This is a genomic window from Dechloromonas hortensis, assembly GCF_009469765.1.
Lineage (GTDB): Bacteria > Pseudomonadota > Gammaproteobacteria > Burkholderiales > Rhodocyclaceae > Azonexus > Azonexus hortensis.
In genome coordinates this window covers 33480-57594 of record NZ_SSSQ01000002.1, presented here as the reverse complement: position 1 = coordinate 57594, position 24115 = coordinate 33480, and the positions used below count along the sequence as shown (strand labels likewise).

At 62.8% G+C, this 24115-nt stretch carries 24 protein-coding genes; 1 reads left to right on the top strand and 23 read right to left on the bottom strand.

Translation table 11 applies throughout. From position 1 onward, the window contains the following. Positions 1-9 precede the first annotated feature (9 nt). The 23 genes from GH663_RS03605 to GH663_RS03495 form a co-directional block, all read right to left on the bottom strand. Positions 10-1338, bottom strand: coding sequence for a TRAP transporter large permease (locus tag GH663_RS03605; protein ID WP_153130335.1), 1329 nt, complete (start codon positions 1336-1338; stop codon positions 10-12). Beyond that, positions 1335-1877: a TRAP transporter small permease gene (locus tag GH663_RS03600; protein ID WP_153130334.1), complete on the bottom strand. Its 543-nt coding sequence runs from the start codon at positions 1875-1877 to the stop codon at positions 1335-1337. The genes GH663_RS03605 and GH663_RS03600 overlap by 4 nt, the downstream gene beginning before the upstream one ends. Before the next feature lie 26 nt (positions 1878-1903). Further along, positions 1904-2923, bottom strand: coding sequence for a TRAP transporter substrate-binding protein (locus GH663_RS03595; RefSeq protein ID WP_153130333.1), 1020 nt, complete (start codon positions 2921-2923; stop codon positions 1904-1906). A gap of 193 nt (positions 2924-3116) precedes the next feature. Then, positions 3117-3641, bottom strand: coding sequence for a GNAT family N-acetyltransferase (locus GH663_RS03590; protein ID WP_153130332.1), 525 nt, complete (start codon positions 3639-3641; stop codon positions 3117-3119). A 106-nt stretch (positions 3642-3747) separates the two neighbouring features. Continuing rightward, positions 3748-5178 carry an aldehyde dehydrogenase family protein gene (locus tag GH663_RS03585; protein ID WP_153130331.1) on the bottom strand — a complete coding sequence of 477 codons (1431 nt, stop codon included), beginning with the start codon at positions 5176-5178 and terminating at the stop codon, positions 3748-3750. A gap of 20 nt (positions 5179-5198) precedes the next feature. Continuing rightward, positions 5199-6188, bottom strand: a complete 990-nt coding sequence (locus GH663_RS03580) for a WD40/YVTN/BNR-like repeat-containing protein (protein ID WP_153130330.1) — start codon at positions 6186-6188, stop codon at positions 5199-5201. An 11-nt stretch (positions 6189-6199) separates the two neighbouring features. Then, positions 6200-8593, bottom strand: a complete 2394-nt coding sequence (locus tag GH663_RS03575) for an efflux RND transporter permease subunit (RefSeq protein WP_153130329.1) — start codon at positions 8591-8593, stop codon at positions 6200-6202. A gap of 82 nt (positions 8594-8675) precedes the next feature. Beyond that, the gene (locus tag GH663_RS03570) at positions 8676-10304 is read right to left on the bottom strand and encodes a DUF1302 domain-containing protein (protein ID WP_153130328.1); all 1629 of its coding nucleotides are present in this window, start codon (positions 10302-10304) and stop codon (positions 8676-8678) included. 35 nt (positions 10305-10339) lie between these two features. Continuing rightward, complete coding sequence (locus GH663_RS03565) at positions 10340-11722, bottom strand: DUF1329 domain-containing protein (protein ID WP_170291329.1); 1383 nt, start codon at positions 11720-11722, stop codon at positions 10340-10342. Positions 11723-12036: 314 nt separating this feature from the next. Then, positions 12037-12477, bottom strand: a complete 441-nt coding sequence (locus tag GH663_RS03560) for a cytochrome c (RefSeq protein WP_153130327.1) — start codon at positions 12475-12477, stop codon at positions 12037-12039. A 9-nt stretch (positions 12478-12486) separates the two neighbouring features. Then, the gene (locus GH663_RS03555; protein ID WP_066886268.1) at positions 12487-12948 is read right to left on the bottom strand and encodes a c-type cytochrome; all 462 of its coding nucleotides are present in this window, start codon (positions 12946-12948) and stop codon (positions 12487-12489) included. Beyond that, entirely contained in the window at positions 12945-13478 is a 534-nt protein-coding gene (locus GH663_RS03550) for a methylamine dehydrogenase light chain (protein WP_153130326.1), read from the bottom strand. Before GH663_RS03550 ends, GH663_RS03555 begins: the two co-directional genes overlap by 4 nt. Before the next feature lie 3 nt (positions 13479-13481). Continuing rightward, positions 13482-14099, bottom strand: a complete 618-nt coding sequence (gene mauD / locus GH663_RS03545) for a methylamine dehydrogenase accessory protein MauD (RefSeq protein ID WP_066886262.1) — start codon at positions 14097-14099, stop codon at positions 13482-13484. Continuing rightward, on the bottom strand, positions 14096-14641 hold the full coding sequence (locus tag GH663_RS03540; RefSeq protein ID WP_153130325.1) for a MauE/DoxX family redox-associated membrane protein: 546 nt from the start codon (positions 14639-14641) through the stop codon (positions 14096-14098). The genes mauD and GH663_RS03540 overlap by 4 nt, the downstream gene beginning before the upstream one ends. A gap of 1 nt (position 14642) precedes the next feature. Beyond that, positions 14643-15803 (bottom strand): amine dehydrogenase large subunit, encoded by a 1161-nt coding sequence (locus GH663_RS03535; protein WP_153130324.1) that lies wholly within the window; start codon positions 15801-15803, stop codon positions 14643-14645. 96 nt (positions 15804-15899) lie between these two features. Continuing rightward, positions 15900-16898 carry a helix-turn-helix domain-containing protein gene (locus GH663_RS03530; protein WP_083518478.1) on the bottom strand — a complete coding sequence of 333 codons (999 nt, stop codon included), beginning with the start codon at positions 16896-16898 and terminating at the stop codon, positions 15900-15902. A 379-nt stretch (positions 16899-17277) separates the two neighbouring features. After that, a complete protein-coding gene (locus GH663_RS03525; protein WP_170291328.1) occupies positions 17278-18426 on the bottom strand; it encodes an ABC transporter substrate-binding protein in 1149 nt (382 codons plus the stop codon). A 102-nt stretch (positions 18427-18528) separates the two neighbouring features. Next, positions 18529-19590, bottom strand: a complete 1062-nt coding sequence (locus GH663_RS03520) for an NADH:ubiquinone reductase (Na(+)-transporting) subunit F (protein WP_153130322.1) — start codon at positions 19588-19590, stop codon at positions 18529-18531. A gap of 65 nt (positions 19591-19655) precedes the next feature. Next, positions 19656-20018 (bottom strand): phenol hydroxylase subunit P4, encoded by a 363-nt coding sequence (locus GH663_RS03515; RefSeq protein WP_153130321.1) that lies wholly within the window; start codon positions 20016-20018, stop codon positions 19656-19658. 10 nt (positions 20019-20028) lie between these two features. Beyond that, complete coding sequence (locus GH663_RS03510; RefSeq protein WP_153130320.1) at positions 20029-21573, bottom strand: YHS domain-containing protein; 1545 nt, start codon at positions 21571-21573, stop codon at positions 20029-20031. A gap of 25 nt (positions 21574-21598) precedes the next feature. Further along, complete coding sequence (locus GH663_RS03505; protein WP_066886238.1) at positions 21599-21868, bottom strand: MmoB/DmpM family protein; 270 nt, start codon at positions 21866-21868, stop codon at positions 21599-21601. Between the two features lie 10 nt (positions 21869-21878). Next, on the bottom strand, positions 21879-22871 hold the full coding sequence (locus GH663_RS03500) for a ferritin family protein (protein ID WP_153130319.1): 993 nt from the start codon (positions 22869-22871) through the stop codon (positions 21879-21881). A gap of 60 nt (positions 22872-22931) precedes the next feature. Beyond that, the gene (locus GH663_RS03495; RefSeq protein ID WP_153130318.1) at positions 22932-23198 is read right to left on the bottom strand and encodes a phenol hydroxylase subunit; all 267 of its coding nucleotides are present in this window, start codon (positions 23196-23198) and stop codon (positions 22932-22934) included. 283 nt (positions 23199-23481) lie between these two features. On the opposite strand from GH663_RS03495, the gene GH663_RS03490 reads away from it, so the two are divergent. Continuing rightward, positions 23482-24027, top strand: a complete 546-nt coding sequence (locus tag GH663_RS03490) for a YkgJ family cysteine cluster protein (RefSeq protein WP_153130317.1) — start codon at positions 23482-23484, stop codon at positions 24025-24027. Positions 24028-24115 lie beyond the last annotated feature (88 nt).

The window sequence follows — 24115 nt, the reverse complement described above, 5'->3', positions numbered from 1 at the left end:
TAACTCCAATTAACCGAGGTAATGCACCAGACCGAGGGACACCACCGGGAAGAAGACCAAGGCGATGATGCGGATGAAGTCCGAAGCCAGGAAGGGCATCACACCCCAGGCGGTCTCGGTCATCGGGACGTCCTTGGCGATCTTGTTGATGACGTAGAGGTTCATGCCGACTGGCGGATGGACCAGGCCGATTTCGACCACCATCAGGGCCAGGATACCGAACCACACCGACTTGTCTTCCAGGCCCATGCCGAAGAATTCGAGACCCATGACCATCGGATAGAAGATGGGGATGGTCAGCAGGATCATGGCCAGTGAATCCATCACGCAGCCAAGCAGGATATAGATGAGCAGGATCGAGAACAGCACGACCAGCGGGGGCAGACCGCTACCGGCCACCCAGGTCGCCAGCTCGGTCGGCATTTGCGACAGGGCCAGACTGGAATTGAGCAGGTCGGCGCCGATCAGCACCATGAAGATCATGCCGGTGGCGTGGGCGGTGCCATAGACGCTCTGCAGGAAGTCCTTGGTCCGCATGCCGCCGGAGACCGCGGCGATGATGCCGCAGGCTGCCGCGCCGATCGAGGCGGCTTCGGTCGGATTGGCCCAACCGCCGTAGATGCCGACGATAACGACGAGGAAGACACAGAGCACCGGAATGATGTTGATCTGGGCCTTGATCATTTCGGCGAACGGCACTTTCTTGCCGGCCGGACCGGCCGCCGGATCGCGCCGGACGATGATGGCGATGACCAGGATGTAACCGAGGGCGGCGATGATGCCGGGAATGACGGCAGCGACGAAGAGCTTGCCAATCGATTCCTGGGTCAGCACGGCGTAGATGACGAGCGGCACCGACGGCGGGATCATGATGCCGAGCGTGCCGGAAGCGGCCAGCGTGGCGGTGGACAGCCGGCCGGAGTAGCCGGCGGCTTTCAGCTCGGGCAAGGCGACCTGGCCCATCGTTGCGGCGGTGGCCAGCGAGGAACCGCAGATGGCGCCGAACGCGGCGCAGGCAGCCGTCGAGGCCATCGCCAGACCGCCGCGCCAGTGACCGATCAGGGTGCCGGCCGCCTTGAACAGCGCCTTGGACAGGCCGCCATGGGTGGCGAACTGGCCCATCATGATGAACAGCGGAATCACCGCCAGGTCGTAATTGGAAACCCGGGCATAGACCAGGTTGTTGAGGGTATAAAGCAAGCCGGAAGTCTCACCGTGGTTCATCACCAGGTAAATCGCCGAACCGGTGACGAACATCGCCATCGTGATATGCACCCGTACCGCCAGCATGGCGAGCAGACAGGCGAAGCCGATCAGGCCAATGGTGGTACCGCTCATTTGTGGGCTCCCGGAATATTCTTGGTCGGATGGAAGTGGGCATAGGCACGGTAGATGGCGCAAACTGCCATCAACACCAGGCCGGGCACCAGCAGCGCGGTGGGAATCCACAGCGGCAGGGAAACCAGCGTCGTCACTTCCTCCGATTCGTAGGTGGCAATTGCCGACAGCACGGTCCGCCAGGCCAGGATGCTGGAAACGATGGCGAACAGCACTTCGGCGACGCCATCGATCGGGCGTTTCAGTGAATCACGCATGTTCTCGGTGAAGAAATCCACCTTGATGTGCTCGCCGAGCAGGGTGCAGTACGGCAGGAAAGCCGTCGCCGCCACCGCCGTGCCGGCCTGCATCAGTTCGATATCGCCGTTCACCGAGCCGAAGCCCAGCTTGCGGCCGATGATCGAAACCAGCGACATGGCGATCAGCGCGATGAACAACACCCCGCCCGAAATCGCCATCGCCTTGCCCGCCATGATCAGGTAGTGCTCGACCTTGTCGTGCTCCACCAGATCATGGGGAATCCCCATCGGATCATGCATGATTCACCTCTTCCAAAAAAAACGTGTTACTTGTTGGTGCCAGTCAGTTCGCGGGCCGAAGCAATCAGCTTCTTGCCGTCCAGACCTTTTTCGCCGACCTGCTTGGCCCACTCTTCCTCGACCGTGGCCGTCGCCTGCTTCATCGCCGCCACCTGGGTGGCGCTGAAGTCGGTGATCTTGTCACCCTGAGCGGCAATCCGCTTGCGGGTATCGGCCGCGACGTCGTCGAACATTGCGCCGAACTTGCCGACCATGACTTCGCCGGTCGTCTTGTCGACGATGGCCTTCAGATCAGCCGGCAGGCTGTCGTACTTCTGCTTGTTCATCAGCACGGTGAGCACGGTTGCGGTCGGGTGGGCAACACCCGGTGCCGGCTGGGCGTGGAACTTGGTGACTTCGGAGAGCTTGGTCGGGTAAACCAGTTCCCAGGCGCCGAGCGAGCCATCGACAACGCCCTTGGCGATGGCTTCGGTGACCTGGGCCGGCGGCATGGCAACCGGTGCGCCACTGAGGGCGGCCAGCGTCTTGGCGCCGACACGGGTCGAGGTGCGCAGCTTCATGCCGGAAAAACCGGTCAGGCCGACGATTTCCTTCTTCGAGGTGTGCACTGCCTGGCCGCCATCGGTATGGAAAGCCAGCACCTTGTAGGCGGCGAATTCCTGCTGGGCATTTTGCTGGTAGTACTTCCACAGCGCCTTGGAGGAACTGGTCGCATCCTTGACCATGAAGGGCAATTCGAAAGCCTCGATGGCCGGGAAGCGGCCGGCCGAGTAACCCGGGCCGGTCCACACCACATCGGCAACGCCGTTCTTGACCTGATCGACCAACTGGGCTGGCGTACCACCGAGTTGCATGGCCGGGTAGAACTGACAGGCGATGCGGCCGTTCGACTCCTTCTTCATTTCCTCGCACCACGGCTGCAGGACTTTCTGCTGCGTCGGCGCGGCCGACGGCAGGAAGTGGGCAATCTTGAAGGTGACCTCCTGGGCAGCCGCCGGCAGGGCAACGGCCAGAGCACCAAGAACGGCGAAGTTACGGTAGTTCATGTCTATCTCCTCTTTTTTGGAAAAAAGGCCGAAGCCCAATCTTCGTTAATATGTTAGCGATTAAATCACTACGATGTTAGTGAGTCAACAGACTTGAAGAAAATTTTTCCACCATTTTTTGCCGGCCATTGCTGCTGCATTGCAGCATCCACGGCGGCCCGCCCGGCCAACGGCTGCCTATGTCAGCCAGCGATCAGCCCGGCGACGGATGGCGATAGATTTGAAAGCGGCCGCCGCGGAAATCGACTTCGTTTTCCAGCACCGCCCCCACCGACAGCGCCACCCGGATCGAGGCCAGATTGTCGCGATGGATAAAACTGATCGGCGGCGGCGCCTCGGGATAAGCCGCCCGCGCCATGCGCTGAACGGCACGGGCAGCCTCGCTGGCGTATCCCCTGCCCCACCAGTCGGGGTGCAAGGCCCACTTGATTTCACGTTCCGGAAAATCTGCCGGATACCACAGGCCAGCGGCACCGATCAGCGCCCCGCTCGCCTTCTCCTCCAGCGCGTAAGGCCCGTAGCCGCGCAGCAGCCAATGCCCGGCCAGGGTTGCCGTCTGCCGCCAGCTCTCGCCTTCGCTGAGCACCCGGCCCAGCGTAAAGCGGGTGCACTCGGGGTTGGCGTAGTGGGCGTGCATGCCAGCCCAGTCCGCTTCGCAAAACATGCGCAGGACCAGGCGTTCCGATTCGAGACGCGGGGGAATTTCAAACTGTTTCATATCGAGGATGATGCCGCTAAAAAAAGCCGGCTGCACAAGGCAGCCGGAAAACTCGCAGAGGAGGGAGAAATGGGTGGAAAAATGGCCGAGGAAATGCCGGACCGGCTCAGGATTTCATGATCTTCAAGGTCTGGATCGAGGTGTATTCGGCCAACCCGTGGCGACCGAACTCGACGCCGATGCCAGACTGCTTGACGCCGCCGAACGGCGCATCCGGCTGCACGGCACCGTGTTCGTTAACCCAGGCCGTGCCGCATTCCAGACGCAGCGCCAGGGCGGCGGCAGCGGCCAGATCGGACGACCAGACCGAGCCGCCCAGACCATTCGGATTATGGTTGGCGCGGGCGATCACTTCATCGATGTCGCTGTAGCGGATGACCGGCAGGATAGGCCCGAAAGGTTCTTCATCGACCAGGCGCGTGCCGTCGCTCAGATCGGCGACGATAGTCGGCTCGTAGAAATAACCCGGCCCGGCCCGGCGCTGGCCGCCACACAGGAAACGCCCGCCCTGGGCGCGGGCGTCGGCGGCGAGTTCCTCGACCTTGGCTAGTTGCATGGCGTTCTGGATCGGCCCGAGCTGGCTGTCCGCCTGCATGCCGTCGCCAACCACGGTCGACTGCGCGATGGCGGCCAATTCGGCACACAGTTCCTCGTAAATGCTGTCATGCACGTAAAGCCGTTTCAGGCAGGCGCAGGTCTGGCCGTTGTTGTGGAAGGCGACGCCGAACAGCTTGGGCGCCACGGCCTTGACGTCGACATCCGGCAGCACGATGCCGGCATCGTTGCCGCCCAGTTCCAGGGTCAGGCGCTTGAGATTGCCCGCCCCGGCCGCCATGATCTTGCGCCCGGTGGCGGTCGAGCCGGTGAAAACGATCTTGGCGATCCCTGGATGGCTGGCCATGGCCGGCCCGACCTCGGAGCCGGCGGCGCCGGTGACCAGGTTGAGGACGCCGGGCGGCAGGATGGCGTTGGCCAACTCGACGAAACGCGCCGTCGCCACCGGGGTCAGCTCGGAAGGCTTGATGACCACCGTATTGCCGGCGCGCAAGGCCGGGATGACGTGCCAGATGGCGATCATCAACGGCCAGTTCCACGGGGTGATCGAACCGACCACGCCGAGCGGCTTGCGATGCACTTCGACACGGGCCTCGGCGTTGTCCTGCAGCACTTCGACCGGCAGGTCGAGGTTGGCGGTGACCTGCGTCCAGGCAATCGAACCGCCGACTTCCATGCCGGCGCCGACGCCATTCAGGCCGTTCAGCGGCTTGCCGGTTTCCTGCGTGACCAGCGCCATCAGTTCCGGCATGTGTGCGGCCAGCGCATCGGCCAGCGCGAGCAGCAGGCGCTGGCGCTCGGCGTCGCTTGTCCGGCTCCAGCCGGAAAATGCCCTTTGTGCGGCGTCGACCGCAGCATCGACGTGCGCGGCGGTACCGGCGGCGGCCCGGGCGAAGGCTGCGCCGTTCGCCGGGTTGATGACCTCGAAAGTGGCTGGCGTGGTGACCGGCTGGCCGTCGATCAGCATGGCGATAGTTTTCATCTTGTCTCCTCAAACCATTTTTATTTGGCGTTGCCGTCGGTGACGACACCGCGCTTGGAAAAACGCTGCAACTTGCCATTGCCGACCGCAGCGACCGCGGTCAGCGACAGGCGGTCGTCGCGCTGGGTCCAGGTGAAGCTGGCGCCGCGGTCGGCGCTATCCACCTGGACACCGTCGAGCCCGACGCCGACCACCTTGTCGCCGACCGCCAGCAGATCGGTCAGCGAACTCTTGACGCCGCTATTCACGGCCTGCCAGGTATGCCCGTCATCGCCGCTGCGGTAGATCGTGCCGCGCAGGCCGCCGACCAGCAGCGTACCGTCGGCCAGGCCGACACCCGACCAGAAGGAACCCTTGTAGTCGGTCATCAGGTAGCGCCAGCTGCGGCCATGGTCGTCGCTGCGCAACACGGCGCCGCGCTCGGCGGCGACGAACAGGCTGCCCTTGGCCGAGACGAAGGCCTTGAACAGGTTGCGGTCGCCCTTGCCACCTTCCGGCGGCGCCGGCAGCTCGCTTGGTATCCAGGTCTTGCCACCGTCGCTGGTCAGCAACACCAGCGACCACAAGCCGACGGCCACCCCTTCGCGGGCATTGAAGAAATGCACCGAGAACAGCGGCCGGTCTTCCTGGCTATCGAGGCGCTGAATCTCCCAGCTCTCGCCGCCATCGGCGGTATGCAGGATGGCGCCCCAGTGGCCGACCGCCCAGCCCTGCTTGTCGTCGGCGAAACTGACTGCAGTCAGCGTCGACGAAACCGGTACCTTGGCCGACTGCCGGAAGGACTTGCCCGCGTCATCCGAGAGCAGCACGGTACCGTAGTTGCCGACGGCGACGATACGCTGGCCAGCCATGGCCGCACCGAGAATAGGCGCACTGGTCGCGGCGGCATTCATTTTGGCCGGCTGCGCCTGCAGGTTCACCGGCGCGCCCGGCGTTTGGGCCCAGACCAGCGTCGAACAGAGGGCCAGACTGAGCAGGCCGAGACGGAATTTTGCGTTGGCAGAAAACATGTTTCGTCCGATCAGTGATTGAGAATGCCTGGGGCGCGAACCGGCCTCTTGCGCGGGAAGAGCTTTTCCAGCCAGACCGCGAAGGCCGGCAGCGCCGTCATCGCCATCACCATGTTGACCATGAACATGAAGGCGAGCAGCTTGCCCATGTCGGCCTGGAACTTGAGGTCCGAGAAAGCCCAGGTGGCGACGCCGATGGCCAGCGTGATGGCGGTGAAGATGGTCGCCGTGCCGACTTCGAGGATCGAATGTTCGAGCGCCTTGACGATGTTCTCGCCGTGCGCCATGTGCATCTGCAGGCGGTTGTAGATGTAGAAGGCGTAATCGACGCCGATCCCGACGGCGAGCACCATCACCGGCAGGGTCGCCACGGTCAGGCCGATCTGCAGTTCCTTCATGAACCAGTAGCCGATGAAGGTGCCGACGGTCAACGGCAGGCAGCAGGCCAAAACCGCCCGGAAATCGCGGTACACCAGCGCAACCAGGATGACGATGGCGGCATAGACGTAGAGCATCATCGGCCATTCGCTGTGTTCGACTTCGTCATTGACCGCCGCCAGCACGCCGGCGTTACCGGAGGCGAGGCGGATGGTGACCCCGTCCAGCTTGTTTTCGGCACGGAAGGTCTTGACCTGGTCGATGACGCGATTGATCGTCGTCGCCTTGTGGTCGGTCAGGAACAGGTGCACCGCCGTCATGCTGCAATCCTTCTTCATGTAGCCCCGCATGCGGCCGACCTCGGTACTTAGCGCCGCGTAATTGCCGGGGTCGATCGGAATCGCCCCCATTTTCGGGTTGCCTTCGTTGTAGCCCTCGTTATAGGTCCGCAACTGGCCGGCGTAGGAACTGGCCGAAAGCACGCCTTCGGTGTGCTGCAGCTCCCAGACGAATTTGTCCTGGTAGATGCCGAGCGCGACGTTCTCGCAGGAATCCGGCGCCGCTTCGAAAACCACGGTCAGCCAGTCGAGGCCGGTGTCGTAGGCTTCGGCAATAGCCACCGCGTCGCGGTTGAAGCGGGCCTCGGGGCGCAATTCCGGCGCCCCCGGCTGCAGCGTGCCGATCACCCGGTCGCTGCTCTGCCAGACGGCGACGCCGAAGATGGCGGTGGTCAGCGCAATGACGACCAGCGCATTTTTCGGCTCGGCAACGCGGGCCAGCGAGCGCAGCCAGCGCGCCCGCTTCTCGCGCTTCAACATCGCCTTGTCGGCATAGGCCTTGGTAAAGGTGAAATAGGAGGCTGCAATCGGCAGCATCGCCAGGTTGGTGGTGATCTTGAAGAAGACGCCGAGCGAGGCGGTGATCGCCAGTTCGCGCACCATCGGGATCGGAATCAGGATCAGCGTGATGAAGGACACGAAGGCAGTGACCAGGGCCAGGACGCCCGGGATCAACAGGCCGGAAAAGCTGGCCCGGGCGGCCTCTTCGGTGGTCTTGCCGTGCGACAGTTCGCGGACGATGAAGTTGATCTGCTGTACGCCGTGCGAGACACCGATCGCGAAGACCAGGAAAGGCACCAGCACGGCCAGCGGATCGAGGCCGAAACCGAGCAGGCGCAAGGCACCGAACTGCCAGACCAGCGAGGTGAAGGAACAGAGCACCGGCAGCAGCGTGAAGCGCAGCGAGTGGCAGTACCAGTACACCGCAGCGGCGGTCAGCAACAGCGCGACGGCGCAGAATTCGAGTACCGCCGAGGCGCCGTTGGCGATGTCGCCGATCTGCTTGGCAAAGCCGATGATCTGGATCTCGAAATCGGCGTCCTCGTACTTGCCACGCAGTTCTTCAAGTAGCTTGTCATAGGCGACGTAGTCGATCTTGTTGCCGTCCTTGTCCACCTCGGCCAGTTCGGCGACGATCATCGCACTGGTCTGGTCGCGCGAGACCAGCGTCCCGACAAAACCGCCCTGGCTGGCCGAACGCTGGATGCCGGCGATGATTTCCGGATTGAGCTGCTCAGGCATCACCGTCCCCGGGATCAACGGATCGGCGCGAAAGCCCTCCTCGGTGATCTCATTGACGAAGCTGTTCGGCGTCCATAGCGATTGCACGCCCAGGCGGTCGACGCCGGGCAGGTAGATGACGGCCTGGGTCACGTCGTACAGGCGCTTCAGGCCGGCCTGCGTCCACACCGTGCCGTTCTTCGCCTTGACGACGACATTCAGTCGATTGGCGCCGAGCACGTCGTTGCGGTATTTCTGGAAGGTCTCGATGTACTCGTGGCCGGTCGGCATCTGCTTTTCGAAGCCGGCCTCCATCCGCAACTGCAATGCGAAGTAGCCCATGCCGGCGGTGAACACGGCAAGCCAGATCAGGAAAGGCGTGCGGAAGCGAAAGCAGAAATCCTCCAGCCCCTTGAGGGCCCGGGTCAGGTACTGGTCTACATCATTGACGCTGAATAAGTTGAGCATGGTCAGCTGTTCCGTGGGGGTAATGCCTGTTGTTATTTAATGTTTCGGGAAGGCGGTCGACGACCGCCCTCCCCTCACAGCATCAGAAGTTGCGGGAAACGTAGGCTCCGAAGAAATCGCGGTCGGCGTAAGGCTGGTCGAAGACGCGTGATCCGCCCCAGAACTTGGCGTAATTGACGCCGAGCTGCCAGTTGGCCGGGTTTTGCACGAAATTGACCATGAAGTTGGCCGATTTCGCCCCTTCCATGAACAGGGCCGAGGAATTCGGCGTCCGCCCGCTGACCGCGTGGAAGAAGTAGATTTCCGGAATGACCTGCCAGCCGGGAATCAGGCTGCCGTCGTACACCCAGCTGAAGTCGAGGTTGTAACCGGCCGACAACTTATCGCCAACCGCCTCGGCCGTGCCGCCGAGGTCGAATTCCTGGCCCCAGCCCCAGACCCCGGCCGCGATCGGCTCGCCGTTGTAGAACTTCTTCAGTTTCGGATAGTAGGTGGCAACGCCTTCGATCATCAGCGTGGCGGTCGAGGCGTTGCCGAGCAGCTTCAGAATGCCGCCGTAGTCACCCGGCGTCATGCTGAGCAGGCCGGTCAGGTGCCACTGGAACTTCTTCTCGTCCACCCAGCAGCGCCCACCGTTCGCCGCACAACCGTCGGCATTCGGGTTGAGCGAGACGGCATCCTTCGGTCGGTAGGACAGTTCGGTACCGACCGCCCAGTCGCCGAGCGGCATGTTGGCCGAAACGCCGAACAACTTGCGGTCCTCGGCAAACACCCATTCCGCCCCCTTCTCGAAGCTCAGTTGCGGCACCTTGTCGTGGTAGGCCATGCTGTAGACACCGAGATTGAGCTGGGTGCCGGACGGCTGCCAGCGCAGCGCTGCGCCATACTGGCCGGAATCCTTGGCCTTGCGCTTCGGGATGCCGTAGGCGGTATCGCCCTTGCCAAGACCGTTGAGCTGCGACCAGTAGCTGCCGGTCGGCGGGAAGTAGCTGTCGTTCCAGGCGCCCTGGACATAGGCTTCGAAATTGAAGCCGTTGCCGAGGCCGGTCGCGAAGCTGACGATCGGTGCCGGCAGGAAGACTTCCTTCAACTGCGTGCCCGGTTGCGACAGCCGCATGATGTCCAGCGCATTGGTCTGGTTGATGCCGCCAGGCAGGAACATGCTTTCACCCCAGCTGATCACCTGGTTACCGGCGCGGACCCGGGCCCGCTGTTCGCCGAGCGAAAACTCCTTGCTGACCCAGAGGTCAAGCAGGCGGGTCTTGAATTCCAGGTCGTCGCGGGCAGCGTCCGACTGCGAGACCGAATAGCCGTTCGGCCCAGTCGCCGCGCTGACGAAATCGGTCGTCCGCGTCGCCGAGAAGTCGCGCAGCCAGCTGAAACGGCCCATGAACTTCCAGTCGTCAGGCATCTTGAGCAGCAGCTCATGGGTGCCTTTCAGATAGGTCGTGAAGGCGTCGCCCTTCTTGTAGTTGATGTTGCCCTGGTCGCCGACCCCGGCCGTTGTCGTGCAGCCGGTCGGCGCGCCGCTGCCGCTCGCCCCGGCGACGACGAGGTTGCAGGACGGGTCCTGGCCGCGAACGCCGACCCCGAAGCTGACTGTCGAATCGAAACTGCCCGAAATGCTCTCCGTCTCGAAGGTGAAGGCGGCCGCGCTCCCCGCGTAGCCGATCAGTGCTGCCAGAATGGTTTTCTTGAATACCTTGGTCATGGATTTACCCTCCGTGTTTTTCTATGGCTGCCGGATCAACGCTCGCTGATCGCGCGCAGGTTTTCGGAGGTGTAGAAACCTTCCTTGAGCTTCGGGTCGCTGGCTTCGACGAACCAGCGCATGTCCTTGCCGCCGCCGAGCGAGCTCTGGTCGACCAGGTAGCGGTTGTCGATCAGGTTGTGCTGGACGAAGGCCGGGTTGTCGCAGCTACCCGTCTCGTAGACCGGGATGACGAAGCCTTCGCGAACCTTCCACAGCTTGCCCTGGGCGTCGTAATCCTCGGCGACGACAATGGCCCAGCTGTCTTCATCGATATAGAAGGTGCGCTTCGGTGCGACGTGGCGGACGCCCGGCTTGACGGTCGCTTCGACGACCCAGACGCGGTGCGTTTCATAGCGGCGGTTGGCGCTGCTCAGGCCTTCGCTCTTGGCGACATCATGAAAATTGGCCTTGGGGTCGTACATGCCGAAGGCGTTGTAGCCGACGATCAGTTCCTTCTTGCCGACCAGCTTCCAGTCGAAACGCTCGATGGTGCCGTTGAACATGCGCGGCTCGTCCATCGTGTACTGGTTCTCGAAGCCGATCTGCGGCGCATCGTAGGCGTAGGTCGGCATGCGGCGAACGCGGCGCTGGCCCGGGAAGTAGTAGAAGACCTCGTTGGTCTTGTCGAGGAAGTTGGTAATCGCCAGCGACTGACCGGCCAGCGCCGTCGGCGACTTGTAGGAGAAGAAGGTGAAATACTCGACCGGCGGCAGCGACGAGAGCTGGGTCGAACCCTTCTTGCCCCACGGGAAGAAATAGGTCTGGGTCGAGGTCGCATCGATCCATTCGCTCGCCCCCTGGCGCGGCGACAGCGCGGTGTACAGCGTCGGGAACTCGAAGCCGACCCCGGCGTACTTCATCTTCGCGTTCCACATCACCTCGGTGCCACTCTTCGGTATCGGGAAAGGCACGCCGGGCACGGTCGCCTCTTTCAGGCTCCAGCCATCGGGGCCGAGCTTGGCGCTGGTGGCATTCTTCTTGGTGTTGTCGACGACGAAATCGGGGTTGCCGCAGGTCCGGCGCGACGGATAGACATCCATCTTGTAGCCCTTGCTCTGTTTGAGCAGCTGGATCTGGCCCGGCGACAGCTTGTCGGCGTACTTGTCGACATTGCCGGCATCGATCGAGTAGAGCGCCTTGTCGTCATGGTGTTTCCAGAACTCGGCACGGCTCTTGCCGTAACTCCAGCCGGCGTTCGGTGCCTCGGTCCCCTGCCAGGCCGGAATCGAGCCATCCTTGTTGGCTCCCTTTTCGGCGCCGACCGGGGTCAGCTCCTTGCCCAGCTTGGCCGCTTCGGCATCGGTTGCGGCATACGCCCCGCCGCTGAATGCGAAGGCGGCAGCCAGGACCACGCCCACTTTACGCATCTGAATCATTTGAACCTCCTTGTTGGGTGAAGGGAACGACCTCTCGCCGAACCCGAACTGCCTATTGGTGACTTGAGTGTAGAAATCGGCGGCCTGTGCCCGTTATCAAAAATCGGCAAGTTTCTTGATCCGGATCACAGAAATAGCGTCAGCTTTGTGTCAGGAAACGCAACGCTAATTACTGGCATCCACGCTGACCGGCTCTGCCACAGGCCGGGCCATCGGCCAGAACTGGCAATCGCCGGTGAATTCACGAATATGTTTGTGATTCGCCTATAAAAATGGCGGCAACCCGCCCCCGGGTTTGCCGCCGGCGGCTCGGCTCAATCGGTTTTCTTGAGCCGTTCGAGCTGGTCCAGCAACTTGACGCGCATCCCGGGAATGTCCTCGGGAATCGAGGCCCGGTAGTTTTTGACATCCACCGCCGTGTACCGCCGGAAGTCGGCCGGCGTGCTCTGCCGCCCGATATTGAGCAACACCCAGTTCAGCAACTCCGCCGTTTCACCGTCGCTGAGCGGTGTATTCAACGTGCCCGGCACCTGCGACAGGTAGGCCCGGCCGCCGGGCACGGCCAGGAAATGGCCGACCTCGTCGCGCATGCTGGGGATGCCGTTGTCCGGCGAACCGCTGCCGTCGGCCTGGTGGCAGCCCATGCAGTGCAGGCGGTAGTTCTTTTTCGCGGCGTCGGCCCGGGCCGGGCCGCTGATCGCGCAGGCCAGGGCGAGCAGGAGCAGGCCACGGCCAAGGATGTTCGGGGCGCGCATCTTCTCTCCTTACTCGGACTTGGGCTCGGATTCGGCCCGCCAGGCCCGCAGATCCTTGGCCGTCGGCTTCTTCTCGCGCAACTGGGTGAAGGTCTCGGCGCTCAGCGGCTGGTGGCCGGGCGGCAGTTCGGCAGTGTTGAAGGTGGTCAGCACGTGATTGACGACGGCGGCCAGTTCGGCATCGGAAAGCTGCTGCCAGGAGGGCATGACGCCGGTGTAGGTGACGCCCTTCGAGACCAGCTTGCCGGCCAGCCCGCTGAGCACGACGCCCGGCACGTACTGGCGGCCGGCCGGCGTCGCCAGCCGCTTGCCGAGCGTGCCCTGCAGCGGCGGCGCCAGGCCGAGCGCGCCGCCGCCATCCGGCTGATGGCAGGCGGCGCAGTGGGCATCGTAGATCGCCTTGCCGTCCTCGGCCAAGGCGACTCCTGCGGTGAACGGCAGAAAAAGGGCAAAAACCGCGCGTCGCATCATGACTGCCCCTCTTCCAGGCCGACAATGACCGACACCGTGCAATGGTAGAGGCTGCTCTGGTTGGCCATGCACCAGTTGATGTCGTTATGGACACCGAGCCGGTAGCCGGCCCGCTCGCGGATATTGGTGTTGCAGCCGCAGCGGCCGCAGGTCGTCCGGCCGCAGCAGTCGTTGTAGCTGACCAGGTAGTCGCGGCCGTCGGCCGGGTTGTGGCAGGTGCCGACCCAGGACACGGCCGACGGCGTCGTGCCCGGCGGGCAGGTCGTCATCGTGCCGCCGCAGCAGGAACAGAGAAAGCCATCGACGCTGCAGTAACGCCAGTAATCGCAATCGGTATCGGTCGGTTCCTTCTTCGGCGCCGGCTTGCCGGCCGCCTGCACGGTACGGTCGAAGGGCAGCACCGGCAGCACGAAGGCGCTGGCGACCAGTACCTTGCTGACGCCGACCAGGAAGCCGCGCCGCCCGGAGCGCTGGGCGACGCCGCGCGTGCTGCGCTCGGCCAGGCTGTCGAATAGTTTGAGGAAATTCATGGTTCAGCCCTTTCCGAGGATGGCGGGCACCGCCAGGCTGCGGTCGAGATGTTCCTGCACCGAGGCGACACCGTGCTCGAAGGCGCTCAGCAGGCTTTCGACCTGCTCGCGGGAATTGACCAGGCCCTTGGCGCGGACGGCGCCGGCCGCGTCGAGCAGCACGCAGTAAGGCAGCTTGGAAATCTTGTAGGTCATGCCCAGCGGCTGCGACAGCACGTAGGGGAAATCGGCCAGCTGGTACTTGGCGTAAAAAGCGGCATGTTCGCTGCGTTCACCGTCGGAGGCGAGCACGACATCCAGCCACTGCCCTTCGCGGGCTTGGACCGAGCGGATGATCGGCAGCAGCTTCTTGCACACCGGGCAGGTCGGCGACAGGAAGAAGATCAGCGTGCTTTTCGTCATGCCGGCGCCGAGAGTCAGGGCGCGGCCTTCCCAGGTCGTCACTTCGACCGGCGGCGCCAGTTCGCCGACCTTCGGCCCGTGGTCCATCATCAGCGCCCCCATCGGCGCGACGCGCTCGTAGAGAATGCCGATCTGGCGGGACAGTGCGATGACACAGACGCCCAAGGCAATGACCAGCAGCCACAGGGCAACGATAGAAATCAGCATGGGATCGATCATGAGTGGATCTCCTTCAAAAACGGTTGATTGGCCAACAACTGGTTGGCGCAGGCATAGAGGGCGAGCAGCGCGAGGGCGATGGCAGCGACGCTGAAATAATCGAAGGCGGCGAGCGGGCGAGCCGCTTCATCGCCGGCAGCGAGGGCAATGGCCGCGGCGAGCACCGCGTTGCGGGCAACCAGGCCCCACGAGATACGCTGGCCGCTGCCACCACAACCGCACTCGATGCGGTCGAGGCCACGGCGCAGGCTGATCGCCACCCCGCCGCTCGCCACCGCCATGACGCCGAGGCCGAGCAAAGCGGCCCAGAACTGGAGCGGTTCGACGACGAGGGCGAGGCCGGCCAGCAACTCGGCCAGCGCGAAGCCCCAGGCAAAGGGCAGCACCGTTGGCGCCGGCAGCAGGCGATAGTTCTCGACGGCGTAGCGGAACAGTTCGATGTCGCGCAGCTTGGTCAGCGCGCCGAGAATCAGGATGATGCTCAGGGCGGCGCTGACGCCGCGCAGGATGACCGGGTCGAAAATGAACTGGCTGGCCTGCATCTCAGTTCACCTCCATGAACATCGGCGTTTCGCCGATGCCGGCGATGTCGCGCAGTACCGGGTAGCCCGGCGCCACCCGGCGCACCTGCACCTTGCCGTCGTGGCTCAGGCCGTAGAGCAGCGGCTCGGCGCCTTGGCTGACGGCGACCGAAATCGACTGGTTGGAGGCAATCCGGGCGAGGCGCTTGCGGCTTTGCAGGTCGACGGCCCAGATTTCCTTCGACGGGTTCTTGTGCGTCCCTTCCGCCCCCTTGTCGTGCATATTGACGAAGAAGGTGCCGCTGGCGCGATGCAGCGCGCTGATCTGCAAGCCGCCTGGCCGCCAGTTGCGCTTGCGGTCCGCCTGGTCGAGCAGCGACCAGGGCGCCTCGAAGCGCGGTGCCTCGCCAGCCAGGCCGACCTTGTACACATTGCCGTTGTAGGAAACGAAGTAGCGCTCGTCGCCAACGATTTCCGGATGGATGAAGATCGGGTCCTTGTCCGGATCGAAGAAAGGTGCGCTGCGCTCGCGCGACTTGGCCTGCCCGGCCTCGTCCAGCGTCACCGTCAATAAGGTGCCGTCGCCGCAAATCGCCGAGAAACGATAGCCCTGCTGCCAGGCCTGAATCGACCAGCAACCGGGCGTCTGGACCTCGGCGACGAACTTGCCGGCCACCAGATCGACGATGCCTACCGAGGTGGCCGGCGTCGCGTTCTGGATGTACAGGAAGCGGCCGTCGGCACTGGTCGCCAGCATGCCGCGATAGGAAATGCTCTGCGCCCGCCGTGGCGGAATATCGATCTCGCCCTTCAGCGCCAGCGTCTGCGTGTCGTGGATTTCGACGACATCGGTTCGTTGACCGCGGGAAAGGCGTGGGTAATAGGTGGTGACCTGATACAGGCTGCGGCCATCCTTCGACGGCAGCATCAGCGAACCGAAACCGGTGCCGATCATGCCCAGAAAGCGGCCGCTCTTGCCGTCCAGCACGTGTGTCCGGCCATCCACCATGTGGCCGAAGGCGGGGTCGACCACGTACAGCCGGTTGCCGTCAGCCGGCGCCAGGCGCTCGACCTTGATTTCTTCTTCGGGTAACGGCGGGGGCCGTCTGGGTTCGCCGATCGCCGTGCCCGATGCCAGACCTGCCAGCACCAGCAAAGCGATCAGTTTTTTCTTTTTCTGCATCTTCTGACCTCGCTCGACTCTGTTGAGAACGCGAGTTCAGTATCTTGGAAAGCCTCCTTTGAGGCATATCAAGAATTGGCAAAAAAACGACGCCTTTCAAGCGTTGAGGCAGCGCTCCCGCGTCTGCGACGGCAGCTCGCCGAACAGGCGGCGATAGTCCTGGGCCAGTTGCGACAGATGCCAGAAACCCCAGCGCGCCGCGACGTCGCCGATCGACTCGCGGCCCGGCGCACAGGCCTTCAGGGCGCGCCGGAAACCGTTCAGGCGGATGGCTTTCAGGTAATGCTGCGGCGAAATGCCGAACACTTCCTGAATGGCGTTCTGCAGCGTGCGCCGCGTCACACCGACCTCGTCGCAGATATCGGTGATACTCAGCGCCGACTCCGGGTTGGCGTCGAGAAAAGCGCGCACCCGCCGGGTGACCCGCTCCCGATTCGGGCACACCGAGCGCGCCTGGTTGCCCTGCCCGGCGCTGACCGTTTCGCTGATCAGCGCGTAGAACTCTTCGGCCAGCTGCTTCTGGTTGGAGGGAATGAACAGCCGCTCCGGCGACTCCTGGCTGGTCTCGAAGGCGCGCAGCAGAAAATCGGCCAGCGCCTCGGAATAGGTCGAATCGATCGTTTTCGAACTGCGCAGCAGGTCCAGTTCGAGTTCGCGATGGTCGATCGTCGAATCGTCGAGATTGGCGCACAGTTCCTGCGGCGTGAACACGGCTGCGACCAGGTCGAAGCTCTCCGGCGTCCGGATTTCGAACTCGGTTTTCGGGTCGAGCAAGGCCGCCGATCGATGCCGCATGATCTCGCCGCAATGGTAGCCATGCTCGGCGAGGCTCATCACCGAGCCGATGGCGAAGACCCCATCGGGTGTGCAGCCCTTTTGCAGCAACACGCGATTGCTGGTTTCACGCAACAGGGTAAAGGCCGGCAACTGGATTTCGTGCAGCGAGCCGTCGAAACGCCCCGCCGAAAGTTGATCGTAGCGTTGGCCCCAGCGTTCGTAGATCAGTGCCGAGGCCTGCAGATCGACGTCGGCATTCTGCCGGGTACGGCGATGGACGGCGCCGTGACCCACTACGGATTCCATCACCATGTTCATTTGCCGCCCCCGTGAATTTCGTTTAATGCAACTATTAACATATTAGTGAATCAACGGGAACCGTCAATAGCGTTTCCCGACAAATTCGACATCCGACTGAATATTCCTGAAAAGCAAAAAATCAGCCCATGTCATCGAACCGGCCGAAAAAACCCGAACGGGATTAAGGTTTGCGCCGCAGGCAACTGATGGATAAGGTTTTTCTGCAACACCGGGCGGACACGACAGGTAAATCAAAGACCGCCGGTCAACTGTCGCAAAGGCACCAAAACGGAGAGATTCGCCCAGCCACAGTGCGCGGTGGCCAGCAAAAAAAAGGCCGCGTTTTACGCGGCCATCAAGCCACCCGTTTGACCGAGTAGCGGAGAGGTGATCGGAATCAGTTGGCGAAGCTGCCGTCGTGCCTAAGGATCGTCAGCTCGACAAGGCTGGAGCCGGCGTGGCGGCGATTGCCGTAATCGACGACGAAATCGCCGAGATCGAATTTGCGCAGCCCGCCCAGCGCATTGACCAGGCCGGCCCGAGTCAGCTCCTTGCCGGCCCGGCGCAGCCCCTCGATCAGCACGCGGCCGGCGATGTAGCCTTCGATCGAGGCATGATGCATCTCGGCAGGATTGGTGCTGGCCGAGAGCGCCGCCCGGTACTGGCGGACGATGCCGTACTTGGTGTTCCACGGCGAGGGCACGACCTGGCTCATGACGATGCCGCCGACCCCACCCTTCAACTCAGCGTGCAGCAGCGCCGGGCTGAGCACCGAGAGGCCGAAGATCGACGGCCGCTGACCGCCCTGGCCGATGCCCTTGAGCAGGCTTGTCGACACCTTGCCGGTGGTCCCGAGCACGATCGCCATCGGCTGGCTGCGCCCGATTTCAGCGAGTGCCGGGGCGACGTCGATCGCCTGCGGATCGACGCTGGAAATGGCGACCGGCGCCAGGCGCTGGCGGCGCATCGCCTCCTCGAAGCTGCGCCGCGTCGCGCGGCCGAACGGGTCATCCTGATAGACCAGCGCGATCCGGGTAATGCCCAGCGTCGCCTGGTGCTCGACGATCCGATCCATCTCGTCGCCGTAACTGGCGCGCAGGAAGAACAGATTGGCCGCCGGCTTCTCGCGCAGCGCGTCGGACCCGGTCAGCGGCGCGATCAGCGGCACCCCGACCTTCTCGGCCAGCGCCTGGCCGGCGATCGTAGCGCCGGTGCCGGCATAGCCGAATAGCGCAAATACCTGCCGCTCCTCGATCAGCTGCCGGGTATTGCTTTCGGCACGCTGCGGATCGTAGGCATCGTCGAGGGTCTGCAGGTCGAGCTGGCGGCCGTGGATGCCGCCCTTGCGGTTAGTCTCGGCGATCGCCAGCGCAACACCCTTGGCATACTGCCGGCCGACTTCGGCCATCGGCCCGCTCAACACGACCGACTGGCCGAGCACGATCGCGTTCGGCGTCACGCCCGGCACCGACTGCGTCGCCGATGCGGCCAGGGCACCGGCGAGCAGGCCGAGACCGGCCAGCCAGCGGAACATGGCTTTCTTCATTGCTGTCTCCTTGCGTGGCATTTTTTTATGTCGCTGCCACTGCAAAAAATCGCCCCACCGGCGGTCAACCGCCAGCGGGGCCTGATTGCCGAGGGCTTCGGTTCAGACGCGCTTGAACAGCGGACTGCGCACCTGTTGCGCATCGGCGGCCGAGAAGAATTTCTCGGTATAGATGTCGCGCTCAAACAGTCGGCCCTGCATCAGGGCGGTGATGCAGGCTTCAATCATGATCGGCGGGCCGCACAGGTAGGCCTTGTTGCCGCGGAAATCGTTGTCGAAATGAGCCTTCGCCGCTTCATGAACGAAGCCGCGGAAACCTTCCCAGCCGCTGTCGGCCGGCTCATCGTTGAGGGCCGGCACGTAGGTGAAGTGCGGATACTGCGCCGCCAGATCGAGGAATTCCTGGTGGTAGTACAGCTCGCCCTGGTTGCGGGCGCCATAGACCAGCGTGATCGGCAATTCGCTGCCCGTTTCGAGCAGTTCGAGAATCATCGAGCGCGGGCTGGACAGGCCGGAACCGCCGGCCATGAACAGCGACGGCACGTTGGCCGACTTGTGTACGAAGAAGCGGCCATAGGGACCGGACACCGTGATCTGGTCGCCGACCTTCAGTTCGTTGTGGATCCAGGTGGTGCCGACGCCGCCGGGGACGATGCGGATGTTCAGTTCGATCTCGTTGCCGGCCGACGGTGCATTGGCCAGCGAAAAGGCGCGGTGGCCCATGTCGTTCGGCAGGTACAGGTTGATGTACTGGCCGGCCTGGAAGTCGAGCACCTCGTCGTTCGGGAGCTTGAGCCAGATGCCTTTGATGGTCGGCGTCAGGTCCTCGATACGGCTGACCGTGCCGTGGAAATCCTTGACCGGGATATCGCGTGCGTCCTCGTCGATTTCCATCTCGACTTCGATGACCGTATCGGATTCCAGCGTCGCGCAGCAGGCCAGGGTCTGCCCTTCCTCGCGCTCGTAGTCCATCAGCGCGAAGCTCGACGCATTCTGGTGATCGACTTCGCCGTCGGTGATGCACACCTTGCAGGTGGCGCAGTAGCCCTGGCCGCAGGCATGCGGCAGGTAGATGCCGGCGCGCAGCGCGGCATCGAGGATGGTCTGGCCTTCTTCGACTTCGATGCTGCGGCCGAGCGGCTCGATGGTCAGTTCGTAGCTCATGTTCTTGTCTCTCCGTGGGGAATGCTTAGCCGGTCACCCCCACCAGCGGGGTGACCGGCAGGCCATCAGTAGCCGGTACCGGCAATACCGTCCAGGCCTGGCGTCCGGAAACGGATCAGGTCCTTGTGGCCGATGCCGTTGTCTTTCAGGCTCTTGTTGCGATCCGGCGTGAAGGGCGTGTTGCCGTTCTGCCAGACGACCGTGTTCCAGTCGATCTGCTTCCAGTCCGGGTGGTAGCTGAAGCACTCGGTCATGTACTGGTCGATGATCACCGAGAACGGCGTTTCCGGCGGCAGGGCCAGCACGAAGGGACGCGAGAACATGCGGTGACGTTCCCAGTTCACGTAGAGCAACTGGCGGCCCTTGTAGTTCTCGACCGCGTCGCGCGACTTGAACTCGTAGGGAGCAAGGGTTTTCAACATCGTCATGGCTGTCTCCTTAGTTCTTGGTGGCTTGTTCGCGCCAGGCGGCAAAGTTCTTCTGGTCATCGGAGCCGTTGAAGTCGCCGAGGGCGCGCTTGTCGAGCTTCCAGTAGTCGAGCATGTTCTGACCCGGTTTGAAGTCGGCGGCATTGACGTCGGTGCCATCCGGCTCGCAGTTGCCCTGCAGTACCTGGTGCGAGGAGATGAAGGTCTGGATGTACTTCTCCGGCTCGTTGTCGAAGATTTCCTTGCAGTGATCCGAACAGGTATGGAACTTCTCGCCCTGGTAGATCGACTCGCGAAAACACATTTCCATCGGATCGCCCGGTTCGTTGAACTTCATGGTGCTGACGCAGACTTGGCAGTTCATCGGCGCCGTCTTGTTGTCGAAGCGGTTGCCGGCCTTTTCCTGGGCGTCGAGATGCTCGAGCACCGGACGGTAGTACTTGTCGAAGGTGTTGGGGTACTTCTCGGACAGCCAGTCCATTTCGTCCGGCGTCGGGATCCAGGTGTGGAAAGGCGTCGCCTGCGGCTTCATGTAGAAACCGATCCACGACTGGTGGGTGACGTGTTCTTTCTCTTCGATGGTCTGGCCGAAGCACTTGGGGATGGTGATGCCGTAGCGGGCGAGGTCCTTGAACAGCGCGCCGCCGTTTTCCTCGACGTACATTTCCCAGGCTTCCTTGAAGCTCATGATGCGCTTCGGCAGCATGTAATCCATCATCATGCCGACCGAGGCCAGCTTGCGCGTACCGCGCCAGGTCCATTTGTCGATCCAGCGCTGGACGATGGGCAGGTTGTCCGGGTCCTGTTCGAGCATGAACTTGATGCATTCGAGGCCGAGCGTCATGTGGCGCGCTTCGTCGGACTGGGCCGAGAAGCCGACGGTCATCGCCGCCATGTCGCCGTTGTAGGCGGCACCGGAGATGAAGGGCACGAACAGGATGTTGGTCAGCACGTATTCGAAGGCGAAGCCGATGGCGACCATGAATTCGAAGGGGCCGGCGGTGATCGCGTCATCGAAGAAGGACTTGCCGTCCGACAGGTACCACATGCGGGATTGCTGATGGGCAAACTCGTCCATCCCGTTGTAGTACTTGTTGTAGTTGGAGATCGAGTGGATCTGCGTCTGGAAGTGACGGTACTCGTCGACCGCCTGCATCTGGCAGGCGACGCGCGGACCGGCGCCGTTCATCTGCCGGCCCATCATCGAGAAACCACGGGCGGCCATCAGTTCGAGCGGCGGGGTCGAGCCGAGGAAGAGCTTGAGGACGTTGATGTAGCGCGCATCGGTGACCGACAGGTGGCCGTTGTTCTGGTTGAAGCCGTCGAGAATGGCGTACAGCTTGCGCTCCTTCTCCGACTGGTACTTCCAGTAGGCGTCCATGGTCAGGCGGAACGGATCCTCCCATTTGTCCCAGTCGTGAATCTTGATGCCTTCATAGGTGGTCTGCGGAAAAACCTTGTCCATCGGCTGGTAGGTCGTATCCCAGGCCAAATCCCGGGTCATCAGGGCGTAGCGCTCTTTGAGGCCGAGCTTCTTGGCAACTTTCATATCCATGGTGTTCTCTCCTTGGCGGCCGGAATCAGGAATTCCAGGTCAGGGTAAATTCGTCGTCGGTCTCGTCCAGATTGCCGGAGATGGTGATCAGGTGCAGTTGCAGCTCCTGCAGGTCGAACTCGCGACCCATCTTTTCCGTGACCGTCTCGCGCTTGATAACCAAGCGGTTGGGGACGTCGATCTTCACCATCGACGGCTGGTCGTCGACCATCGCCCCCGGGTTGTCGTCGAGGATGGCCTCGATGATGCAGCGGGAGTCGTCGTTCTTCTGGAATGCGATAAATGCGTTGGACATGCGGCTTCCTTTACAGGGCAATCCCGGCCTTGGCGGCGCGGGCATTCAGGTTCTGGACGACTTCTTCCATGACGGCATCGGCTTCGCTGCCGAAGGCCAAGCCGGCGATCGGCTGCACCGCCTTGATCGCCCGCTCGCGCCAGTGCTTGATCCACACCGCGAGTTGTTCCTTGTTGTCGGCGTTATCGGCAGCGGTCGTCTTCAGGATGGAGTCCATCCACTTGGTGGTTTCGCCGAACCATTCGCGCTGGAAGCGGGTCAGCATCGAGAACACCGGGCTGTAGGCGGCGTTCAGCTTGTCGTTGAAGCGCTCGTAGATCAGCGGATAGAGCAGGCCTTCGAGGGCGAAGTCCTGGGCGACGAGGACCTGGAACCAGTCCTTCTCGACCATCAGGTCTTCGACGTAGCGGCGCATTTCCTGCCACTCGGCCCCTTCCAGCCAGGCGGTCTTGGCGGTAGCCAGCGCGTCGAGGTCATTGAAGGCCATGCCGAGCCGGGTCACGTACTGGGCGACCCCCAGCTGATCCATGCTGGCGTAGCAGGCGGCTTGTGAAATGGCGATGCCGTAGCCGTAGGAGGAAACGTAGGCCTTGTTCAGGTTCGAGGCCCAGGCAACGTGGCGCAGCGGCAGGAAAACCTGCAGGGCTTCTTCCTTGCCGGCGGCCGGATAGGCGGCGGCGAGACCGAGTTCATCGACCAGATCGAAGTCACCTTCGGCGATTTCCTGCATCTTGCCGCGCGCCAGCGTCCAGGCACCGTAGTAGTACTGGCGCGGATCCTTCAGCGCATACCAGTCCTTCATCGTGATACTGGTGCGGGTCGTATCGAAGATGTCGTACTGCGGTTCCCAGGTCGGGCGATAGTGATAGTTTTCAACCGGCTGCAGGTCCATCGTCGCTTCCATGTAGCGCGAAGCCGGCTTGTCGGCGCCCATGCGCCGGGCCAGGTGGCCAAAGGTCTGGCGCAGCGGTGTAATGCTGACCGTCCGCAAATCTATTGCCATGCTTGTCTCCTCAAATAAACAGATGCGCTGCGGTCGACCGCAGCTAAAAGCCAAAAACCCTTAGCGGAAGCGCTGATGCGTTGCCTGGTGCAGGTTCCATTGAAAATCGGCGTCGGCCGCGTCGGCTTCGACTGGGGCAGCCTTGGCCGCAGTCAGCATTTCGACGTGATTGGCCGCGCAAAACTCTTCGAAGGCAGCCTTGGGCATGACCAGCTCGACCGCGACATCCGGGTCGCCAACGGCGAACTCGAATTCGATCAGGCCGTTGGGCAGGGTGCGCATGACGCGCACGAACTTGCGCGTGATGTCGAAATTGCTGCTTGCCATGTCGTCTCACTCCTCTTTTTTGTCCGCCTCGAAAGCGGCTATCTGATGAGGCACATTAAACCTTTTACTAAGATGTTAATGAATGGACGTTTGGGGAAATGACTTGTACTTTTCGTAACCTGGCCGATCGTCGACCGGCGGCAAGCCGGCGGCCGTATACTGCTCGTCGTTCAGGATTCGTCCTGAACAGCCCCCGAGCCAGTCGCCCTGCTTCCGCTACCTGATATCCATTGCCTGTGATCCACCTGCCACCTTCCCTCGCCCTGCCCCGGCCAGCTCTTCGATGAGCACCAAGGACTCCCGCCGCCTTCTCGCCAAGGAGCTTGCCGCCGCGGCCGCCGCCTATCAGGCAGCCGCCGTCATCCCGCATTGCGCCGTGTGCACGAAACCGTGCTGCCGACTCGATGCACTCGTCCTCGAACTGGAATGGAAGCAGGTCAAAACGCTCTGGCATCTCGGCGAATCGCGCCCTGCCTTCGACAAGCAGCTCGCCGCGGGCAAAGGCCCGGAGGAAATCCGGGCCGGAAACGGGCTTTACTACATCCATAGCAAACCCTGCCCCGCTTACGATGACGCGTGTGGCTCGTGCAAGATTTACGGCCAGGAACTCAAGCCCCAGGGGTGTTCGGACTTCCCGGTGTACGAAGATCAGGGCAGCGTGATCGCCGACCTGCGCTGCGAAGCCGTGGACCTCAAGGCGCTGGTTGCCTGGATGGCCCGCGCGCTCGGCCCGGAGTTTCGCGTCGTCCATTCCGCCGACGAGGAGTTCCCTTTCATGGTCACGCTGTCGGTGAAGCGGGTAGCCGCCCGGCGCAACCCGAAGCGTTAGCCCGCCCCGCCGGCGTAAGCTGGAAACTACCGGCGCTGCAAATCATCGATCACCGGAAAAGCCATCAATCAAGCCGCTGTCTCCGGTC

What these genes read in the sequence shown, in the direction of transcription:
- GH663_RS03605 (WP_153130335.1), bottom strand. Translation starts at nt 1,338, where the DNA reads ATGAGCGGTACCACCATTGGCCTGATCGGCTTCGCCTGTCTGCTCGCC.
- GH663_RS03600 (WP_153130334.1), bottom strand. Translation starts at nt 1,877, where the DNA reads ATGCATGATCCGATGGGGATTCCCCATGATCTGGTGGAGCACGACAAG.
- GH663_RS03595 (WP_153130333.1), bottom strand. Translation starts at nt 2,923, where the DNA reads ATGAACTACCGTAACTTCGCCGTTCTTGGTGCTCTGGCCGTTGCCCTG.
- GH663_RS03590 (WP_153130332.1), bottom strand. Translation starts at nt 3,641, where the DNA reads ATGAAACAGTTTGAAATTCCCCCGCGTCTCGAATCGGAACGCCTGGTC.
- GH663_RS03585 (WP_153130331.1), bottom strand. Translation starts at nt 5,178, where the DNA reads ATGAAAACTATCGCCATGCTGATCGACGGCCAGCCGGTCACCACGCCA.
- GH663_RS03580 (WP_153130330.1), bottom strand. Translation starts at nt 6,188, where the DNA reads ATGTTTTCTGCCAACGCAAAATTCCGTCTCGGCCTGCTCAGTCTGGCC.
- GH663_RS03575 (WP_153130329.1), bottom strand. Translation starts at nt 8,593, where the DNA reads ATGCTCAACTTATTCAGCGTCAATGATGTAGACCAGTACCTGACCCGG.
- GH663_RS03570 (WP_153130328.1), bottom strand. Translation starts at nt 10,304, where the DNA reads ATGACCAAGGTATTCAAGAAAACCATTCTGGCAGCACTGATCGGCTAC.
- GH663_RS03565 (WP_170291329.1), bottom strand. Translation starts at nt 11,722, where the DNA reads ATGATTCAGATGCGTAAAGTGGGCGTGGTCCTGGCTGCCGCCTTCGCA.
- GH663_RS03560 (WP_153130327.1), bottom strand. Translation starts at nt 12,477, where the DNA reads ATGCGCGCCCCGAACATCCTTGGCCGTGGCCTGCTCCTGCTCGCCCTG.
- GH663_RS03555 (WP_066886268.1), bottom strand. Translation starts at nt 12,948, where the DNA reads ATGATGCGACGCGCGGTTTTTGCCCTTTTTCTGCCGTTCACCGCAGGA.
- GH663_RS03550 (WP_153130326.1), bottom strand. Translation starts at nt 13,478, where the DNA reads ATGAATTTCCTCAAACTATTCGACAGCCTGGCCGAGCGCAGCACGCGC.
- mauD (WP_066886262.1), bottom strand. Translation starts at nt 14,099, where the DNA reads ATGATCGATCCCATGCTGATTTCTATCGTTGCCCTGTGGCTGCTGGTC.
- GH663_RS03540 (WP_153130325.1), bottom strand. Translation starts at nt 14,641, where the DNA reads ATGCAGGCCAGCCAGTTCATTTTCGACCCGGTCATCCTGCGCGGCGTC.
- GH663_RS03535 (WP_153130324.1), bottom strand. Translation starts at nt 15,803, where the DNA reads ATGCAGAAAAAGAAAAAACTGATCGCTTTGCTGGTGCTGGCAGGTCTG.
- GH663_RS03530 (WP_083518478.1), bottom strand. Translation starts at nt 16,898, where the DNA reads ATGAACATGGTGATGGAATCCGTAGTGGGTCACGGCGCCGTCCATCGC.
- GH663_RS03525 (WP_170291328.1), bottom strand. Translation starts at nt 18,426, where the DNA reads ATGAAGAAAGCCATGTTCCGCTGGCTGGCCGGTCTCGGCCTGCTCGCC.
- GH663_RS03520 (WP_153130322.1), bottom strand. Translation starts at nt 19,590, where the DNA reads ATGAGCTACGAACTGACCATCGAGCCGCTCGGCCGCAGCATCGAAGTC.
- GH663_RS03515 (WP_153130321.1), bottom strand. Translation starts at nt 20,018, where the DNA reads ATGACGATGTTGAAAACCCTTGCTCCCTACGAGTTCAAGTCGCGCGAC.
- GH663_RS03510 (WP_153130320.1), bottom strand. Translation starts at nt 21,573, where the DNA reads ATGGATATGAAAGTTGCCAAGAAGCTCGGCCTCAAAGAGCGCTACGCC.
- GH663_RS03505 (WP_066886238.1), bottom strand. Translation starts at nt 21,868, where the DNA reads ATGTCCAACGCATTTATCGCATTCCAGAAGAACGACGACTCCCGCTGC.
- GH663_RS03500 (WP_153130319.1), bottom strand. Translation starts at nt 22,871, where the DNA reads ATGGCAATAGATTTGCGGACGGTCAGCATTACACCGCTGCGCCAGACC.
- GH663_RS03495 (WP_153130318.1), bottom strand. Translation starts at nt 23,198, where the DNA reads ATGGCAAGCAGCAATTTCGACATCACGCGCAAGTTCGTGCGCGTCATG.
- GH663_RS03490 (WP_153130317.1), top strand. Translation starts at nt 23,482, where the DNA reads ATGAGCACCAAGGACTCCCGCCGCCTTCTCGCCAAGGAGCTTGCCGCC.